Here is a 17,834-nt window from a genome sequence, read left to right on the forward strand (position 1 = left end):
CGGAGAAATTTAGCAACGCACCACTGTCTTTTGCAGCCGGTGCAGAATGGGGAGCCCGCGTGCAGTCTGTCAACCGTGGGACTACGGTTGTCAAAGGATTCCGGCCGCTGCGGCGGCGGCGCGATCAGGGCTGGCGTTTGCCTATTCGTCGGCGGACCGCCAACAGCACGGCCACCGCGACGAGCATCGCTGCGGGCACATCACCCACCCGTGCATAAACGGTCGGTGGGATCGCCGTCGGCAGATTTGCATCCAGAATGCCCTCGATGCCGAGACCGAGGCTCGCCACCGTGCGGCCGACCGGATCGATTACTGCGGAGATGCCGGTATTGGCCGAGCGGACCAGCGGCAATCCGAGCTCGATCGCGCGCATCCGCGACTGCTCCAGGTGCTGGTAGGGACCGGTCGAGATGCCGAACCAGCCGTCATTGGTGAGGTTCACGATCCAGCCCGGACGTTCGTTGCGTGCGGCCACTTCGTCGGGAAAGATCGCCTCGTAACAGATCAGCGGCAGCGCCGGCGGCGCGCCGGCAACGGGGAGCGCATGCCGCACGGTCCCTGGAATGAAGCCGCCGCGCACACGCGTCAGTTGCTCGAAACCGAGCTTCTCCATCAACGACTGGTAGGGAAGAAATTCTCCGAACGGGACCAGGTGCAGCTTGTCGTACACGGCGAGCACGCTGCCGTCGTGATCGATCACGTAGATCGAGTTGTAGGCGCGCGTGATCGGCGTGCCCCGCGGCAGGTCAGGCGCACGGACCGATCCCGTGATCAGCACCGTGCCCTTCGGCAAGAGATCGGCGATTTGCGCCATCACGTCGGCTTCGCGCGTCAGGAAGAACGGAAAGGCGGATTCCGGCCAGATCAGGATGGTGGCATCGCGCACGCCGGTCGATTGCGGCCCGGAGGCGCGGTCCGACAGCGCGAGGTACTTCTTCATTACCTCCGGCTTGGCAGCGTAGTTGAATTTCGCGTCCTGCTGCAGGTTGGGCTGCATCAGGCGCAGCTTGGCGCCCACCACCATCGTGGTCGGATGCAGCGACAAGCGGATCGCCCCGAAGATGCTCATGACAAGCAGGAGCGCGAGGCCCGCGGCCGGCACCCGCCATTGCAGGCGCCGATCGGGCGTGCGGTCGATCAGCGTCGCCGGGCTCGCGAAGATCGCGACCGTCAGGAACGTCATGCCCCACAGGCCGATCAGCGAGGCCGTCTGCGCCAGCGGCAATGGCTCGGAGAGGGCATAGCCGAACGCGTTCCAGGGAAAGCCGGTCAGCGCATGACCGCGCAGCCATTCGCTGATGGTGAGGCTCGCCGCGAGCGCCAGCACGCGCGTGGCGTTCTTGCTCCAAAGCAGCCGCGCCAGCGCAAAGCCGATTGCCGTGAAGATCGCAAGATAGGCCGGCAGGCCCAGCACCGCGAACGGCGTCAGCCAGGCGAATATGTCGGCTTCGACGAAGAAGGCATAGCCGATCCAGTAGAGGCCGGGCACGAAATAGCCGAGCCCGAACCAGTAGCCGGTCAAAGCCGCCGCGGGCACGCCGCCATAGCGGCCGGCCCCGGCGCCGTCGATCAGCCAGACCAGCACCGGGAAGGTGACGAACAGCACCGGAAAGAGGTTGAACGGCGCCAGTGCCAGCACCGACAGCGCGCCGGCCGCCATGGCGACGATGGCGCGCCGCCATCCCCAGGTGAGGATGATGGCCAGCGCAATTTGCCGAAGGCGCTGCGAAGGGCTCACTGCGGGCCGGTCCCGTCGCTCGGCGGCGGCGTGGGCGTGTCGCTGGCCGGCGCTTGTCCGCTCTCCGGCGCGGCTTCACGGCGCCGGCTTTCGCGCTGGGTGCGGGGCGCCGGGCGCTCCTTCCGCGTCCCGATGCGCAGCCGCTTGACACGGCGCGGATCGGCATCGAGCACCTCGACCTCGTAATTGCCGGGGCCCGAGATCACCTCGCCGCGCACCGGCAGGCGCCCAACGAAGCTGACGAGATAGCCGCCCAGCGTCTCCACCTCCTCGCCGGCCTCGCCGGTGACGAAGTCTTCGCCGATCACCGAGCGGACGTCGTCGAGGCTGGCGCGGGCGTCGGCGATGAAGGCGTTGTCGGGGAGGCGCACGATCGAGGGCGGCTCGTCGCTGTCGTGCTCGTCGTCGATCTCGCCGACGATCTGCTCGACGATGTCCTCGATCGAGACCAGCCCGTCGCTGCCGCCATATTCGTCGACCACCAGCGCCAGATGGATGCGCGAGGCCTGCATCTGCGCGAGCAGGTCGATCGCCCGCATCGACGGCGGTACGTAGAGCAGCTTGCGGATGATGTGCGCCTCGTGAAGCGGCAGCGCGAGATCCACCGCGCGCAAGTCGAGCCCGGCCGGCAGCGGCTTCTTGCGCTTGGTCTTGGTGGCTTCCGACACGCGGGCACGCGCGGTCATGAAAGCGAGCAGGTCGCGGATGTGAACGATGCCGACGGGATCGTCGAGCGTCTCGTCGAAGACGACGAGGCGGGAATGGCCGGCGCTTTCGAAGCGGTCCATCAATTCGCCGAGCGGGATGTCGCGCTTCACCGCGATGATGTCGGCGCGATGCACCATGACGTCGGCGATGCGGCGCTCGTGCAGGCCGAGGATGTTGCGCAGCATGGTGCGCTCGACCGCGGAGAAACCGGTGTCGTCGGGCGTCGAGGCGTCGAGCACGACCTGGAGGTCATCGCGCACCGACCCCGCCTTCCAGCCGAACAGCGTGCGGATGGCGCGCAGCAGCCAGCTGTCGGCGGTCGGGCGCAGCACCTCGCCCGGCGTCACCACGGCCGGCAGATTGGCCGTGGTGCGCGGATTGTCGTGGGTAGGCTCGGAATCCGGCATCTCAGTGCGTCCCCGGGCGGTCGGCATAGGGATCGGGGATGCCGAGATGAGCGAGGATCTCCGTTTCGAGCGCTTCCATCTCCTCGGCGTCGCTCTCGTTCTCGTGGTCGTAGCCGATCAGGTGCAGGAAGCCGTGCACGGCGAGGTGGCTCAAATGATGGTCGAACGGCTTGTGTTCCTCGTCGGCCTCGCGCCGCATGGTCTCGTAGGCGATCGCGATGTCGCCGAGCATGCGCGGCGCATCGCCCGGCTTCCAGGCGCCCTCCGGCTGCAGCGCGGGAAACGATAGCACGTTGGTCGGCTTGTCGATGCCGCGCCAGTTGCTGTTGAGCGTGCGGATGCCGGCATCATCGGTCAGCATCACGGCCACTTCCGCGTCGGCAACGTCCTCGTCGACGCTCTCGGCGGCAGCCGCCACCGCGCGCTGGATCACGGCTTCGGAATCGGGCTCGCGCTGCCAGCAATCGGCGACGACGAGGACCTCGGTCATGGGAAGGTTGGAATGGGACATTGTGTTGTCTCGGACGAAAGGCGCCGAGCTTGCGCCCTCTTGGGTCCGGTGTTGCCTCGTCAGGACTGACCGGTGGCCGGCCGCTGCGGCGGCCCTTCGTAGGCGGCGACGATCCGCGCCACCAGCTCGTGGCGGATCACGTCCTCGGCCTTGAAATGAACCTGGGCGATGCCCTCGACGCCGCTCAAGAGGCGGGTCGCCTCGGCCAGGCCCGAGGTCTGGCCGTTCGGCAGGTCGATCTGCGAGGGATCGCCCGTCACGATCATGCGGCTGTTCTCGCCCAAACGCGTCAGGAACATCTTCATCTGCATCGACGTGGTGTTCTGGGCCTCGTCCAGGATGATGGCGGCGTTGGTCAGCGTGCGGCCGCGCATGAAGGCGAGCGGCGCGATCTCGATCTCGCCGGTCTGCAGCGCGCGCTCGACGATCCGCGCATCCATGAGGTCGTAGAGCGCATCGTAGATCGGGCGCAGATACGGATCGACCTTCTCGCGGAGATCGCCAGGCAAAAAGCCGAGCCGCTCGCCGGCTTCCACCGCCGGACGCGACAGGATGATCTTGTCGACCTCCTTGCGCTCGAACAGCTGCGCGGCGTGCGCGACGGCGAGCCAGGTCTTGCCGGTGCCGGCGGGGCCGATGCCGAACACCAGCTCGTGGCGCTTCAGCGCGCGGATGTAGGAGTCCTGCGCGGCGGTACGCGCACGCACCGGGCGCTTGCGCAAATTGATGCTGTCGAAGGTGGACTTGGCTGACTTGGCGTCGAACTCGAACAGCGAGCCCTGCGCGATCACGGCGCGGATCGCGCCTTCGACCTCGCCCTGGTCGAGGTCCTGTCCCTTCACGGCCTGCGCGTAGAGCATCTCCACCACGCGGCGCGCGGCGTCGCAGCCGTCGCGGGTGCCGCCGATGGTGATGTGGTTGCCCTTGGAATCGACGACCACGCCGAGCCTCCGCTCGATCTGCGCGAGATTCTGACCGTAAGGGCCGACCAGCGCGGAAGCGGCGCGGTTGTCGTCGAGGTCGATGACGACCTGGGTCTCGGGCGGAACTTGCATGTCGCGGTCAAATTTGCGGCTGGGAGCGAACGAAGACGAATCCGATGCGCTTTTGGGCAAGGGTTCAGGCTCCACTGGCTTGCGATAAAGCGGGCTCGCGCGCCTTGCGCGGCGTCACGAGCTCGCCGAGAAAACTGTAGCGCTCGAGGCTGTCGATTCTGACCGGCAGAATCTGTCCGATGATGTCGGGCGGGGCCATCACATGGGCGGGCTGCAGGTAGGCGGTGCGGCCCACGATCTGGCCCTGCTTGCGCGCCGGACGCTCGAACAGCACGTCGACCGTTGAGCCAATCGCGGCCTTGTTGAAGGCCGATTGCTGGCTGTCGATCAGTTCCTGGAGCCGCTCCAATCGCTGGTCCATCTCGGCGGGGGACACCGTCTCCTGCATGTCCGCGGCCGGCGTTCCCGGCCGGGCGGAGTATTTGAACGAATAGGCCGCAGCGTAACCGATTTGCGTGACAAGCGCGAGGGTGGCGAGAAAATCTTGCTCGCTCTCCCCGGGGAAGCCGACGATGAAATCCGATGAAAAAGCAATGTCTTGGCGTGCAGACCGGAAACGGTCGATGACCTGCCGGTAATCATCGGCGGTATGTTTGCGGTTCATGGCCGCCAAAATGCGGTCCGAGCCCGACTGCACCGGCAGGTGCACGAACGGCATCAAGGCGCCGAGGTCGCGGTGGGCTGCAATCAGGCTGTCGTCGACGTCGCGGGGATGGCTGGTCGAATAGCGCAGCCGCGCGATGCCGGGAATCGCCGCCAGATGTGCGAGCAGCCGGCCGAGCGGCCAGGTTTTTCCGTCCGGCCCCTCGCCGTGATAGGCGTTGACGTTCTGCCCGATCAGCGTGAGCTCGCGCACGCCGTTGTCGGCAAGGCGCTTCACATCGTCGACGATCTTCGCCACCGGGCGCGAGACTTCGGCGCCGCGCGTATAGGGCACCACGCAGAAGGTGCAGAACTTGTCGCAGCCTTCCTGCACCGTGACGAAGGCGGAAATGCCGCGCGCGCGGATCGCGTCCGGCTTCGGCTGGGCCAGGAAGCCGAACTTGTCGGCGGCCGGAAACTCGGTCTCGATCGCGCGGCCTTCGCCCTCGGCCCGCTTCAACAGCTCCGGCAGATGATGATAGCTCTGCGGACCCACCACGACGTCGACGACAGGCGCGCGGCGCACGATCTCCTCGCCCTCGGCCTGCGCCACACAGCCGGCAACCGCGATTTTCATCGCGCGGCCCGCACGCGCGGCCTCGTCCTTGGCCACGCGCAGGCGGCCGAGCTCGGAATAGACCTTCTCCGAGGCCTTCTCGCGGATATGGCAGGTGTTGAGGATGACGAGGTCGGCATCCTCTGCGCTCGCCGTCTCCACGAATCCTTCCGGGGCCAGCGTGTCCACCATGCGCTGGGCATCGTAGACGTTCATCTGGCAGCCATATGATTTGATGTGCAGCTTGCGCGGCGGCGTCATGGAACCCGAAATGGAGGTGGAGGACGGCCCTCAGATATAGGCTGAAGGGCCGAAAATCCAGCGAATGCGGCCTCTTTCGGCCCGTCATTCCGGGGCGCGCGCCAGCGCGAACCCGGAATCCAGAGGTTTTACTGCGAGATTCCGGGTTCACGCGCGTCGCGCGTGCCCCGGAATGACGGTCCGGGACAACAATCAACCCGCCAGAGCGTCCGCCTCGACCCGCCGAACCAGGTCCGGCAACTGATGCATGTCGGCAAAAGTTAAGTCGGCGCCGGCTTGGCGCAGGGTCTCGGCATGGCCGCTCCCGCAATGGCTGCCCCCGTAAAAGCCGAACACTTTCATACCGGCCGCCCGCGCGCCGGCGATGCCGGCCAGGCTGTCCTCGATCACGACGCAGCGCTCGGGCGGGACGCCCATTTGGCTCGCCGCGAACAGGAACAGGTCAGGTGCTGGCTTGCCGTTCTTGACCTGCGAGGCCGAGAAGATATTTGGCGCGAGACGCTCATAAAGCCCCGTGCTTCCGAGACTCACCTGCATGCGCGGATGCGAGCCGCTGGAGGCGACGCAGACGCGCTGGCTGACGACATCCAGCACATCATGGATGCCGCGGATCGCTTCCAGGTCGGCTTCGAACGAACGAAAAAGCTCGTCCTGGAGATCACCGTGATAGGCCTCGGGCAGCTTGCGGCCGAGCTCGGTTTCGATCTCGAGATTGGCCTGTTTTGTCGAGCGGCCAAGGAAGCGCGCGAACACCTGCTCCGATGTGATCGGATAGCCGTGCCGGGTCAGCACGTCAGCGTGCGCGCGACAGGAGATCACCTCGCTGTCCACGAGCACGCCGTCGCAATCGAAGATAATGAGATCGATGGGCACTAAGGCATGACCCGGAATAGTGTGAAGCGGTTTTCCGACAAGGTCATGCCAATCAAGACGTCGGCTTGTCGTCGTCGAGCGGGACGCAATAGAGCTCGAGCCGGTGATCGACCAGACGATAGCCGAGCTTGCGGGCGATCTCGGCCTGGAGCTTCTCGATCTCTTCGGAGGTGAACTCGATCACCTTGCCGTCGCGCAGATTGATGAGGTGGTCGTGATGGCTGTCGCGCATCTGCTCGTAGCGCGCGCGGCCTTCGCGGAAATCGTGGCGCTCGATGATGCCGGCGTCCTCGAACAGTTTCACGGTGCGGTAGACCGTCGAGATCGAGATCTTGTCGTCGACCGCAACGCAGCGCCGGTACAGTTCCTCGACGTCGGGATGATCGATCGCTTCGGCCAGCACGCGGGCGATGACGCGGCGCTGCTCGGTCATGCGCATGCCCGTGGCGGCGCAGCGCGCCTCGATATCGGACGCCTTGGATGCAGGAGAATGTTTCAGTGTGGTCATAGCGTTGTCTGCCTGGCGGGCGCTTTCTGCCACCGATGTTACGCCAAGTCGCGTCGCATCAGAAGGGCGTTCAATTGTTCCCCGTTGGGCTGCTTATAGTAGCGATCGCGGCGCCCGACCACCACGAATCCAGCTCGATCGTAAAGCCGCCGCGCCGGCTGGTTATTTTCCTCCACTTCCAGAAATATCGTGCGCACGCCGCGCCCGGCGAGGTGGCCGAGATGGGTCATCAGCAGCGTACGGGAGAGGCCGCGGCCGCGATAAGCCCCGTCCACCGCAACCGAGAGAATTTCCGCCTCGTCCGCGCCGATCCGCGACACCGCAAAGCCGACCGTCTTGCGGCCGAGACGCAAGCGATGCACCAGCGTGTTGCGCTCGCTCATCATGCTCTCGAACTCGCCTTCGCCCCAGCCATGCGCGAAGGCGGCGCCGTGCAGCTGCGCGAGCCGCGCGGCATCGCGCATGGTCGCGGGCTCGACGGCGGCCGTGCCGCCGCGCCACCACTCCGACAGCCATCCCATCATGAGGTCGCGGCTTGTGCTGCGCGCGGCGTCTGTGCCGCCGGCTTGGCGTCGGGCGCTTTCAGATAGAACGGCCGCGCCGGATTGGTGTCGGGATTGGCCGCCGCGCCGAGCCAGGCGATCCAGCTGATGTCGGGCGCGGGCTGCGCGTCGACCGCAACGGGTTGCGGTCCATCCTTCGGCCAACGATCGGCGAGGATATTGGCGGCATTGCCGACCAGATGCGGCGCGCCGAATTGCGAGGCCGCGATCGCTGCGTCGATCGCGGCGACACAGGGGCGCACCAGCTGGCTGCCGTCGCCGGCGACGATCTGGAAATAGACGTGATCGTGCCGCGCATCGATCGCGGAGATCACCGGTGCCGTTCCGCTCTGGCCGACGACACCAGCGGCATAGGCCGACAGCGTCGTCAGCCCGACCGCCGGCCGTTTCGCCGCCAGCGCAAGGCCCCGCGCCGCCGAGATGCCGACGCGCAGGCCGGTGAAGCTGCCGGGCCCGACGGTGACGGCGATGCGGTCGAGCGAGGTGAAGGCGAGGCTGGCCCTCTGCATCACGCGCGCGATCATCGGCATCAGCGCCTCGGCATGGCCACGCTTCATGAGCTGCGATTCCCGGGCGAGCAGCTCGCCGGCGTCGGTATCGAGAACGGCGGCCGCGCAGGCTTCGAGCGCAGTATCGATGGCAAGGATCAGCATGAAACAGCAAACGGCGAGTGGCGAATTGAGAGCACTCTAGCGAACCAGGCGCCTGTCCGCCATTCATCACGCACGATTTGCAGGTCCCCGATATGCGCTATTTCGCAAGGAGGGCAAGCGTGCGCCTTGCGGCCAAGCCGCTCTGCCCACCGGCGAGCGGCTATGCCGCGCGCGCGTTCCTGAATTCCTTGGCCGCCTTGTCCAGCACGAACAGCGATCCCTCCGCCACGCCGAAATAGGCGCCGTGGGTCTGCATCTGGCCGCTCTCCACGGCCTTGCGCACGAACGGGAAGGTCATCAGGTTTTCCAGGCTGCGGAACACGGCGGCCTTCTCGATGCGCTCGACGAATTGCGCCATGGTCTCGTGCTCGCGCTGCTCGACCACCTCGCCCGGCTTGATGAACATCTGCATCCATTTGCCGATGAAGTCGCCGGGCGTCAGCGGCTCGATCTTGTCGACGAAGGCGCGGATGCCGCCGCATTGCGCGTGGCCGAGCACCACGATGTGCTTCACCTTCAGCACCGTCACCGCAAACTCCAGCGCTGCCGAGACGCCGTGCGCGCTTTCGTCGGGCTGATAAGTCGGCACCAGATTGGCGATGTTGCGGACGACGAAGAGCTCGCCCGGCCCCGCGTCGAAGATCACTTCGGGGGAGACCCGGGAGTCGCAGCAGCCGATCACCATGGTCTCAGGCGACTGCCCTTTGACCGAGAGTTCGCGGTAGCGGTTCTGCTCGGTCGGCAGCCGCTGGGTGGCGAAGGCCTTGTAGCCTTCCAGCAATTGCTTCGGGAATGTCGTCATGGCCCATGCCTAATCACATACCGCCAGAGCCGACAAGCCTTTCGAATGGGCAGGCCAAGTGCTATCGCCTGGGGGTCGGACGACAGACCAGGAAGGAACGCCAGCATGACCCGCCCGCGCCGCAGCCATCTGTTCATGCCCGGCTCTAACCCGCGTGCGCTGGAAAAGGCGCGCAATCTCCCCGCCGACGGCCTGATCCTCGACCTCGAGGATTCCGTCGCCCCTGAGGCCAAGGCGGCGGCGCGCGACGGCATTGCGGCGGCGATCGCCGCCAAGGGCTTCGCCAGGCGCGAGATCCTGATCCGGACCAACGGCCTCGACTCGCCCTGGTGGGCAGATGACGTCGCCATGGCCGCCAAGGCTTCGCCGGACGGCATCCTGGTTCCAAAAGTCTCGAGCGTCGAAGATCTCGAGGTCATCGGCCGCAAGCTGGCCGAGCTCGGCGCCGCGCCGACCGTCAAGGTCTGGGCCATGATCGAGACCGCGCGCGCCGTGCTGCATGCCGAGGAACTGGCCGCCGCCGGCCGCGATCCATCGAGCCGCCTCTCGGGCTTCGTGTTCGGCCCGAACGACATCTCGCGCGAGACGCGGATCAGGATGCTGCCGGGCCGCGCCGCGATGATCCCGATGATCACCCATTGCATCCTGGCGACGCGCGCCCACGGCCTCGAGATCCTCGACGGCCCCTACAGCGACATCGCCAATTCCGACGGTTTCGCCACCGAATGCGCGCAAGGCCGCGACCTCGGCTTCGACGGCAAGACCCTGATCCACCCCTCCCAGATCGACGCCTGCAACGCCATCTTCACCCCGCCGGAGGAGGAAGTCGCCCGCGCGCGGAAAATCATCGCGGCGTTCGAACTGCCTGAGAACGCCTCGCGCGGCGCGATCCGTCTCGACGGCGCGATGGTGGAGCGCCTGCACGCCGACATGGCCCGGCGCACGATTGCGATTGCGGACGCGATCGCGGCGATGGCGAAGGGCTGAGGCGCGAGATTTGCTTTTCCGCGCGCCAAGCAGGTTTCGCTCTCTATCGTCCCGCCCGTGAAACGGCTTTGAATTCACCGCCTGCTCCGTGGGAGGCGGCGATGGCGCTTTGCCGGAAAGGCGTATCGGCAGGCTGCGGCGCCGCCAATTCCTGGCAATACATCCGATCGATGGTACGCTGCATGAGCGCATAGCAATCGCATGCGACCCTCTCGAGCCGCGCCCGATGGATTTCGACAAACCCGCGCCGGTCGGACGGGATGGCGCCGGCCTCGCGTAGCTTGCTCATCGTCAAAGTCACCGTCGTCCGCCGTACCCCAACCAATTGCGCCAGCGCCTCCTGCGTCACCGGAAGCAGGTCCTCGGGAACGCGGTCGTGAAGCTGCAAGAGCCACCGCGCCATGCGGCCATCCACCCGATGCAGCGCGTTGCAAGCGGCGACGTGCTGGAGCTGCAATAACACGGCGCGGGCGTGGACCTGCACGACATGCCTGATGGCTGCGCTTTGCGCATGGGCCGCGCGAAATTTAGCGGCGGAGATCACCGATGCAGTGCCGGCTATGCGGGCGATCGCGGTCACGGATGAAGGCGACGGGCCGAGCACGGAGAACGAGGCCAAAGCGCCTTCCCGTCCCATCAAGGTGGTCGCGACCGTTTGCCCGTCCGGCATGTCGAGCATGAAGGCGATCGCGCCGCTATGGGGAAAATAGACCGGGTCGAGCTCGTCACCCGATCGCACCAGGACGGCATCGGGTTCGAACGAGACCTTCTGGAAGTGGGGCGTCAGCAAAGCGAGATCCGCCGGCGGCAGCGCCGCCAATAGCCGATTCCCGATGCCCTTGCGGTGGGCAGTCACGGTGTCCTCTGTTGAACGAGCACCCAATGAACGACGGGAATCATCTGTTTCATTCGCCATGATTATCCGAAATGCGAATTGCGGAACGGTAACGATCCAAACAGAGCTAATAGTCGAGATCAAGCACGGATAATTGCGGTGAGCTTTCCCGCATCCTCGCCGCGCAAACAGTCATACTATTTACGCCCGTTGCCACCCGGCGATGCGCACGAGTTGAAAGCTCTGCCGTACGCTGGCATCAGCGGTCCGGCAGATGGTCGGGTCTTTCTCGGTGACGATAGCGGTGGCAAGATCGCGGATGCGATCGCGGTGATGCGGAAGGGCTGAGGGCTCGCGCACTCCATCGCCTCGCGACGAAGTGCGCAAGTGCCGCTTCGATCAGATCGTCTGTCCGCCGGACACCTCGATCCGCTGTGCTGTGACCCAGCGGTTCTCCGGACCGAGCAGGCTCGCGACCATCGGCCCGATGTCGTCGGGCAGCCCGACGCGGCCAAGCGCGGTCATTTGCGCGAACTGCTTGTTCAAATCCGGCATGTCGCGGACGGCGCCGCCGAGGAAGTCGGTCTCGATTGCGCCCGGCGCAACGACGTTGGCGGTGATGCCGCGCTCGCCGAATTCTCTTGCCATGTAGACGGTCAGGACCTCGATGGCGCCCTTGGCGGCGGCATAGGCCGAGAAGCCGGGGAAAGACACGCGCGTCAGCCCGCTCGAGAAGTTGATGATCCGGCCATTGTCGCCAAGCAGCGGCAGCAAGGCCTGCGTCAGAAAGAACGGCCCTTTGACATGCGTGCCGAAGAGCGCGTCGAACTGCTGCTCCGTCGTCTCGGTCATGGCGGCCATTTCGCCCTGGCCGGCATTGTTGACGAGATGATCGAACCTCTCGGTGTGCCAATGCTCCGCCAGCGCCGACCCGACTCTTGCGGCGAACGTTGGAAAGGTCGATACGGAGGTGACGTCGAGCTGGAGCGCGACCGCTTTTCGGCCGAGCGCCTCGATCGCGGTGACGACCTCGCGGGCGGCGGCGGCGGCGCTGCGATAGGTCACGATGACGTCGCCGCCGTGATGCGCGATGGCGATTGCGGTATTGCGGCCAAGGCCCCGGCTGGCGCCGGTGACGAGAGAAATGGTGGGCATTGCAGGTTCCTCGTGGAGTTTCGGCGGGGCCCTTCTGCCTGTGATCGAGCGTCGGATGTTGCCGGATCCTCTGATCGTCTTGCCCAACCCTCCAGAATGTGGCCGGCGGCCGACTTGCCCAGAACTCCCGTCTCCTTGCCTGATCGCCCGTCGGCAATTGCCGGCGTGCCCGGCTCGGCCTAGATTGGGCGCGTGACCGAAACGCTGCTCCAGATCGCCAGCCGCTATTCCGCAGCCCACGCCGACGACAAAGGCCTTGCGTCCACGCCTTTCGCCGGCATCTCGATCATTCGTGAGACCGCGCCGAGCGCGCTCCAGTTTGCGATCTCCAAGCCTCTGGTCGCTTTGGTGCTGCAAGGCGCCAAGCGTGTTGCGGTCGGCGCCACGTCCTTCGACCTGGGTGCGGGCGATTCGCTGGTGATCGCGAGCGACGTGCCGACGGTCAGCCAGATTACGCACGCCACAGTCGTGGTGCCCTATTTGTCGCTCGTCGTCGAGCTCGATCCCATTGTCATTGAGGGGCTGGTCGTCGAGATGGGAGCGGCGCCTTATGTCCCGTCGCAGCCGCTGCGGGTCGAGCCGACGGAGCGGGATGTGACCGACGCGGCGATGCGGCTGTTGCGCCTGATCGATCGGCCCTCATCCGCCTCGATCCTCCAGAGCCAAGTGCTGCGGGAGCTGCATTATTGGCTGTTGGCCGGTCGGCACGGTGGCGCCATCAGGGCGCTTGGTATTGCCGACAGCCATGCGCAGCGGATCGGCCGTGCGGTTGCGATCATCCGCGCCGACTATGCCAAGCCTTTGCGTGTCGACCGGCTCGCCAAGGCTGCGGGGATGAGCCAGTCGGCATTTCACCTGCACTTTCGCAGCGTCACGTCGCTGACCCCGCTTCAGTTTCAGAAGCAGCTTCGTCTGATCGAGGCGCGCCGCACCATGCTGGCCGACGGCGCAAGCATCGCGACCGCCTCGCATCGGGTCGGCTACGAAAGCGTCACGCAGTTCACGCGGGAATATTGCCGATTGTTCGGCATGCCGCCCGGGCGTGACATGCGCGAGGCGAAGCGGCGTATCGAATCGGCGGCTTGAAGAGTTCTCAAATGGCGACAATCGACAGGATCTACATCCTCGACGGAGGCATCGCGGAGGTCGAAGACGGTTCGATCTATTCTCCCGGCATCAACGTAGGCGTTCCCATGACGTTGAGCTGCAATGCCTATCTCATCGGTCACCGTGGTGAGTGGCTGATCTGGGATACGGGCATTGAGGATGAGCTGGCGAAGCATCCGGAAGGGCGCATCATCGCGCATGGCATACGGGGCATCGTGCGTCGTCCCATCGCGGGCCAATTGGATGAAATCGGGGTGCGGCCGCGCGATATCCGCACGATCCTCCTTTCCCACGCGCATTTCGATCATATCGGGAATGTCGATCTGTTCGAAAATGCAAGATGGATCGCTCAGCGGGCCGAATTCGAGGCCATGTTCGGGCCTGAGCCTGACGAATTCGGCTACTCGCTTCAGCACTACAGGATGTTGAAGGAGCGGCCTTACGAGATCGTCGATGGTGATCACGACATCTTCGGCGACGGCGCAGTGCGCATGATCTTCACGCCCGGCCATACGCTTGGGCATTGCTCGCTGATGGTGAAGCTGCCGCGGCGCGGCGCCGTGCTGCTGAGCGGCGACGTCGCGCATAACCGAGAGAACCTCCGGCGCATGCGTGTACCGTCGTTCAATGCCGACCCGCAGGCGACGGTTGCGTCGATGGCCAAGGTGGTCGAGCTGCTACGCGTCGAGAACGCCGAAATCTGGATCAATCACGATACGGCGCAAAGCGAAGGGATGGCTTACGCGCCGAAGTGGATCGAGTAGCGCAATGCCTCACCGCGGCGCGTGTTCGGCGCGCTCGAGCGTCTCCAGCGTCGAGGCGTTGGCGCAATAGCCGTGGTAATTCTCCGCGGCGGTGCCCTCGGCGAGATCGCGGTCGCACTGTCCCTTTTGATTGCAGAGCGAGCAGACCCGTTCGAGGTCGCGGAGCAGCAGCGGCTGCGCGCGGCCGAGCGCCTCAGTGCTGATGCCGAGCTGCTCGAGCATCTTCGGCAATTCGTCGGCGGCGTGGCGGCCGTGACGGACCAGCTCCTCCAGATCGTCGGGCGCGATCCTGAGATCATTGGCGATCCGGTCGAAATCGGCGCGGTCGAGCTGCCGCATCTCGTTGATCTCGCGGCGGTGCTTCAGCCAGTTCGCGAAGGACTCGATGAGATCCTGGACGATGGGATAGGGCCTGGTTGCGGTGCTCATGGCAAGCTCCATTCGGACGAGCGGAATTGGAGCGAGATAAGCACAATGATGCAGAAGCGCGTTGCGCTGGATCAAACAGGATGGGGCATTAATCCGGTCTCGTGCCCCGGACGCGGCGCAGCACGTAGTGGTGCGCCGCTGAGCCGGGGCCCATCGCGCCGCTTGCTGGGTCCCGGCTCTGCGGAGCAGCGTTGCACGCTGCACCGCGTCCGGGACACGGAGAGCGCTAAGCGAATCGCTCCGCCGCCCACGCATACAGGCTACCGGGAATCGGATTCTCGCCGCCGCGGCCCTTCGGCGAGATGTGCAGGCCGATGATGCTGGGGTCGGTGACGAGACCGAGATAGCTCGAGGGATCGAAGAACAGTCTTGGCTCGGCATGCACGGCGTAGAACGACTGCTTCGGCAATGCGTTCTGCAATTCACCGGTACGCCGCGCCAGCGCTGTGAGCGCCGCGGGCCCGTAGATCGCGACGCGAATATCCGAGAGCCGGTTCGAGCCGCCGCGCAGGCGACGCATCATGAAGGTGATGCGATGGCGCAGCGACAGCCAGTTCGGCGTCAGCTCCTCCTGCTCCATCAGCTCCTCGAAGGCGGCGACGATGCCGTGCGCGGGCGGCAGGTAGAGCACGGAATTGCCGAGCTGGCGCGGCCGCTCCCAGGCGAAGTAGGGCTTTGCCGGATCGATCTCGACCGGCTTCAGGAGCAGCACGTCGGCGTCGAGCCAGAGGCCGAGGCCCTTCGCCATCAGCTTCATGCGGAAGAAGTCGCTGAACTGCAAAATGGTCCAGTCGCGCCAGCTGCCGTCCGGCTGCGGCGGGCGCAAGCGTTCGGAGAACGCGTGCGGCAGGATCGCCTCGGCCTCGGCATTCGCAGCGCCGGCGGGGAGGCCGGGAATGGGATCGAAGCTGTAGACCGTGACCTTGTGCCCGGCAGCCAATTGCGAGCGCAGACAGGTCTGGCGTAGCGCATCCATCGGGCCGTGCCAGAAGGTGACGATCTCGGGCAGCATGGGCAAATCTATACGGGACAATCGGAGCAAACAAAAAGCCCCGGCGCAGACAGCACCGGGGCTCGAACCATAGTCTGCAATCAGGCCCAGGCGCGCTCGCGCTTGAGCTTGTCCTCATAGGAGTCGATCGAGGCCTTCTTCTCCATGGTGAGGCCGATGTCGTCGAGGCCGTTGATCAGGCAGTGCTTGCGGAACGGATCGATCTCGAACTTGACCTTGCCGCCGTCGGGGCCGCGGATCTCCTGGTTCGGCAGGTCGATCGTCAGCGTCGCATTGGCGCCGCGCTCGGCGTCGTCGAACAGCTTGTCGAGGTCTTCCTGAGACACGCGGATCGGCAGAATGCCGTTCTTGAAGCAATTGTTGTAGAAGATGTCGCCGAACGAGGTCGAGATCACGCAGCGGATGCCGAAGTCGAGCAGCGCCCAGGGCGCATGCTCGCGGCTCGAGCCGCAGCCGAAATTGTCGCCGGCGACCAGCACCTTCGCATTGCGATAGGCCGGCTGGTTGAGCACGAAGTCCGGGTTCTCGCTGCCATCATCCTTGTAGCGCTGCTCGGAGAAGAGCCCCTTGCCAAGGCCGGTGCGCTTGATGGTCTTGAGGTACTGCTTCGGAATGATCATGTCGGTGTCGACATTGATGATCTTCAGCGGCGCCGCGACGCCTTCCAGCGTGGTGAACTTGTCCATGGTTGCGCTTTCCCGCACGTGGTTCAGGGAACCGGCTATTTATCGCGATCGGACCGGGAATCCTAGGCCGAAATCGGCAGGTCTCGTCTGCCTGAGGGTCTGAGGCTGGTGCGGCATTGGGACTTCACCTCTCCCGCTTGCGGGGGAGGTCGACGCGCGAAGCGCGGCGGGTGGGGGCTTTCTCCTCTAGGGGGAGTCCCACTGCGGAGGCACCCTCTCCCCAGCCCTCCCCCGCAAGCGGGGAGGGAGCGCACCTCCCGCGACGCTTCCTACTCCGCCTTGGCCTCAATGGCCGCCATATCGTCGTCCGACAGACCAAAATGGTGGCCGATCTCGTGGATCAGGACGTGGCGGACGATGTGGCCGAGGCTTTCGTCGTGCTCGGCCCAATAGTCCAGGATCGGGCGGCGGTAGAGCCAGACCATGTTGGGCAGCCGCGCCACGTCGCCAAGGCTCTGCTGGGGCAGGCCGACGCCCTGGAACAGGCCGAGCAGGTCGAACTCGCTCTCGCATTCCATCTCGTCAAGGACCTCCTCGGTCGGGAAGTCGTCGACGCGGACGATCACGCCCTCGCAGAGCTTGCGAAAGTCCGCCGGCAGGCGCTCGAACACGTCGTGAGTCATCGCTTCCATCTCGGCGAGCGAAGGCGCTTTCAATTCCGTCCACATGTGCCCCTCATACCGCGGGTTCCGTGGCGATGCATCTGGCTTTATAAGCGGCGAGGTTGACGGGCGCCGCCAAAACGGGGAGCGTGGGGCGGTCAATGGGACGTTTCAGGTGGGCGGAAAAATGCGAGCGAAAACAGCGCTGACTCTACTGTGCATGGGGTTGTTTTCGCAGTTTTGCGTCGGTGCCGAGGCGCAGACAGCCAGTTCCGGACTCCGGATGGCCCAATTGGTCTCGCCGGACGATGTCCCCCCGCCGCGCAAGCGGCCTCCAGCGCGTCTGCGCGTCACGCCCTATTACAGCCCGGATGGCGTCTATCCCCGCTACAATCCCGGCCCCGACGCGGTCCGCGTCTGCAACGCCACCTATGTGCAGGAGTACCGGCCGAGCGGTACGGTGATCGTGCCGCGCGTGAGCTGCTACTGGCGCCGGGGCTGACCGTCGATGCCCGCGCCAGCGAGCTTCGCGGTCGCCTCGTGAGGGCCATGATGGCGAGATGGATCGCATTGGCAATTGCCGCCGCGCTTGCCGCCGGACTGCCTTGCGCGTCCGCCGCGCCCAGGGCGACGATCCCGGAGGCGTCGGCAGGGATCGCGGTTTTCGATGTGCGACGACACGCGCGGACATATGACATGGCGCGGCCTGCCGTACGCCGCGATCCGCGCTACTACGCGCGCCCTGTCTACTATCGTCCCTATCCCTACGGCGTGCCGGCGCCGTTCGTCTTCAGCTACGGGCCCTTCTGGTAAGGCGCCGCCTTGGACCGCCGGCTTTGTGATCGTGCGAGGCACGGCGTCGCATCGCGGCGCCGCGTGTCGTTCATTCATGGCGCATTCACATCGCTGTCCGCAACTTAATCCCTGGAGCGACTGCAATTGAACAGCAATGGCGCGGCCGAGACGTCGCAGCTCTGCCG

General features: G+C 65.6%; 22 protein-coding genes. 6 read left to right on the top strand and 16 right to left on the bottom strand.

The genetic code is table 11. The features are described 5' to 3' along the window. Window positions 1-124: 124 nt before the first annotated feature. The 10 genes from lnt to ACNJYD_RS01760 form a co-directional block, all read right to left on the bottom strand. Window positions 125-1,738, bottom strand: a complete 1,614-nt coding sequence (lnt, locus tag ACNJYD_RS01715) for an apolipoprotein N-acyltransferase (protein ID WP_439365154.1) — start codon at window positions 1,736-1,738, stop codon at window positions 125-127. Beyond that, window positions 1,735-2,853, bottom strand: a complete 1,119-nt coding sequence (locus tag ACNJYD_RS01720; protein ID WP_246571404.1) for a hemolysin family protein — start codon at window positions 2,851-2,853, stop codon at window positions 1,735-1,737. The genes lnt and ACNJYD_RS01720 overlap by 4 nt, the downstream gene beginning before the upstream one ends. A 1-nt stretch (window position 2,854) precedes the next feature. Further along, window positions 2,855-3,364: an rRNA maturation RNase YbeY gene (gene ybeY, locus ACNJYD_RS01725; protein WP_172789365.1), complete on the bottom strand. Its 510-nt coding sequence runs from the start codon at window positions 3,362-3,364 to the stop codon at window positions 2,855-2,857. Window positions 3,365-3,423: 59 nt separating this feature from the next. Continuing rightward, entirely contained in the window at window positions 3,424-4,419 is a 996-nt protein-coding gene (locus tag ACNJYD_RS01730) for a PhoH family protein (protein ID WP_172789366.1), read from the bottom strand. Window positions 4,420-4,483: 64 nt separating this feature from the next. Continuing rightward, window positions 4,484-5,878, bottom strand: coding sequence for a tRNA (N6-isopentenyl adenosine(37)-C2)-methylthiotransferase MiaB (miaB, locus tag ACNJYD_RS01735; protein WP_439365155.1), 1,395 nt, complete (start codon window positions 5,876-5,878; stop codon window positions 4,484-4,486). 192 nt (window positions 5,879-6,070) lie between these two features. Next, on the bottom strand, window positions 6,071-6,751 hold the full coding sequence (locus ACNJYD_RS01740) for an HAD family hydrolase (protein ID WP_260383819.1): 681 nt from the start codon (window positions 6,749-6,751) through the stop codon (window positions 6,071-6,073). A gap of 52 nt (window positions 6,752-6,803) precedes the next feature. After that, on the bottom strand, window positions 6,804-7,259 hold the full coding sequence (locus ACNJYD_RS01745) for a Fur family transcriptional regulator (RefSeq protein ID WP_172789368.1): 456 nt from the start codon (window positions 7,257-7,259) through the stop codon (window positions 6,804-6,806). A 38-nt stretch (window positions 7,260-7,297) separates the two neighbouring features. Then, on the bottom strand, window positions 7,298-7,783 hold the full coding sequence (gene rimI, locus ACNJYD_RS01750; protein WP_172789369.1) for a ribosomal protein S18-alanine N-acetyltransferase: 486 nt from the start codon (window positions 7,781-7,783) through the stop codon (window positions 7,298-7,300). Continuing rightward, complete coding sequence (gene tsaB / locus ACNJYD_RS01755; protein ID WP_271510418.1) at window positions 7,780-8,475, bottom strand: tRNA (adenosine(37)-N6)-threonylcarbamoyltransferase complex dimerization subunit type 1 TsaB; 696 nt, start codon at window positions 8,473-8,475, stop codon at window positions 7,780-7,782. The genes rimI and tsaB overlap by 4 nt, the downstream gene beginning before the upstream one ends. 160 nt (window positions 8,476-8,635) lie before the next feature. Further along, entirely contained in the window at window positions 8,636-9,277 is a 642-nt protein-coding gene (locus tag ACNJYD_RS01760; protein ID WP_172789371.1) for a carbonic anhydrase, read from the bottom strand. 105 nt (window positions 9,278-9,382) lie between these two features. Here ACNJYD_RS01760 and ACNJYD_RS01765 point away from each other — a divergent pair, with 105 nt between their 5' ends. Beyond that, window positions 9,383-10,264 carry an HpcH/HpaI aldolase/citrate lyase family protein gene (locus ACNJYD_RS01765; RefSeq protein ID WP_172789372.1) on the top strand — a complete coding sequence of 294 codons (882 nt, stop codon included), beginning with the start codon at window positions 9,383-9,385 and terminating at the stop codon, window positions 10,262-10,264. 43 nt (window positions 10,265-10,307) lie between these two features. On the opposite strand, the gene ACNJYD_RS01770 is transcribed toward ACNJYD_RS01765, so the two are convergent. Next, window positions 10,308-11,180, bottom strand: coding sequence for a Crp/Fnr family transcriptional regulator (locus tag ACNJYD_RS01770; RefSeq protein WP_210268566.1), 873 nt, complete (start codon window positions 11,178-11,180; stop codon window positions 10,308-10,310). Between the two features lie 78 nt (window positions 11,181-11,258). On the opposite strand from ACNJYD_RS01770, the gene ACNJYD_RS01775 reads away from it, so the two are divergent. Further along, complete coding sequence (locus tag ACNJYD_RS01775) at window positions 11,259-11,447, top strand: hypothetical protein (protein WP_439365156.1); 189 nt, start codon at window positions 11,259-11,261, stop codon at window positions 11,445-11,447. A gap of 51 nt (window positions 11,448-11,498) precedes the next feature. Here the strand turns inward: ACNJYD_RS01775 and ACNJYD_RS01780 are convergent, their stop codons facing one another. After that, entirely contained in the window at window positions 11,499-12,254 is a 756-nt protein-coding gene (locus tag ACNJYD_RS01780; protein ID WP_439365157.1) for an SDR family oxidoreductase, read from the bottom strand. 192 nt (window positions 12,255-12,446) lie between these two features. On the opposite strand from ACNJYD_RS01780, the gene ACNJYD_RS01785 reads away from it, so the two are divergent. After that, the gene (locus ACNJYD_RS01785; protein WP_439365158.1) at window positions 12,447-13,340 is read left to right on the top strand and encodes an AraC family transcriptional regulator; all 894 of its coding nucleotides are present in this window, start codon (window positions 12,447-12,449) and stop codon (window positions 13,338-13,340) included. An 11-nt stretch (window positions 13,341-13,351) separates the two neighbouring features. After that, window positions 13,352-14,125, top strand: coding sequence for an N-acyl homoserine lactonase family protein (locus ACNJYD_RS01790; RefSeq protein WP_439365159.1), 774 nt, complete (start codon window positions 13,352-13,354; stop codon window positions 14,123-14,125). Between the two features lie 9 nt (window positions 14,126-14,134). On the opposite strand, the gene ACNJYD_RS01795 is transcribed toward ACNJYD_RS01790, so the two are convergent. The 4 genes from ACNJYD_RS01795 to ACNJYD_RS01810 all read right to left on the bottom strand — a co-directional run bounded on the left by ACNJYD_RS01795 (window position 14,135) and on the right by ACNJYD_RS01810 (window position 16,920). Continuing rightward, on the bottom strand, window positions 14,135-14,554 hold the full coding sequence (locus ACNJYD_RS01795) for a DUF6455 family protein (RefSeq protein ID WP_172789377.1): 420 nt from the start codon (window positions 14,552-14,554) through the stop codon (window positions 14,135-14,137). A gap of 226 nt (window positions 14,555-14,780) precedes the next feature. After that, window positions 14,781-15,566, bottom strand: a complete 786-nt coding sequence (locus tag ACNJYD_RS01800; protein WP_439365160.1) for a hypothetical protein — start codon at window positions 15,564-15,566, stop codon at window positions 14,781-14,783. 80 nt (window positions 15,567-15,646) lie between these two features. Continuing rightward, window positions 15,647-16,252, bottom strand: coding sequence for a 3-isopropylmalate dehydratase small subunit (leuD, locus tag ACNJYD_RS01805; RefSeq protein ID WP_027573022.1), 606 nt, complete (start codon window positions 16,250-16,252; stop codon window positions 15,647-15,649). Window positions 16,253-16,521: 269 nt separating this feature from the next. After that, on the bottom strand, window positions 16,522-16,920 hold the full coding sequence (locus ACNJYD_RS01810) for a metallopeptidase family protein (RefSeq protein WP_439365161.1): 399 nt from the start codon (window positions 16,918-16,920) through the stop codon (window positions 16,522-16,524). Window positions 16,921-17,074: 154 nt separating this feature from the next. Here ACNJYD_RS01810 and ACNJYD_RS01815 point away from each other — a divergent pair, with 154 nt between their 5' ends. Together ACNJYD_RS01815 and ACNJYD_RS01820 are read left to right on the top strand one after the other, a co-directional pair. Then, complete coding sequence (locus ACNJYD_RS01815; RefSeq protein WP_172789380.1) at window positions 17,075-17,356, top strand: hypothetical protein; 282 nt, start codon at window positions 17,075-17,077, stop codon at window positions 17,354-17,356. Window positions 17,357-17,406: 50 nt separating this feature from the next. Further along, window positions 17,407-17,667, top strand: a complete 261-nt coding sequence (locus ACNJYD_RS01820) for a hypothetical protein (protein WP_172789381.1) — start codon at window positions 17,407-17,409, stop codon at window positions 17,665-17,667. The last annotated feature ends 167 nt before the right edge of the window (window positions 17,668-17,834 follow it).

The organism is Bradyrhizobium sp. SPXBL-02 (assembly GCF_051853065.1).
GTDB lineage: Bacteria > Pseudomonadota > Alphaproteobacteria > Rhizobiales > Xanthobacteraceae > Bradyrhizobium.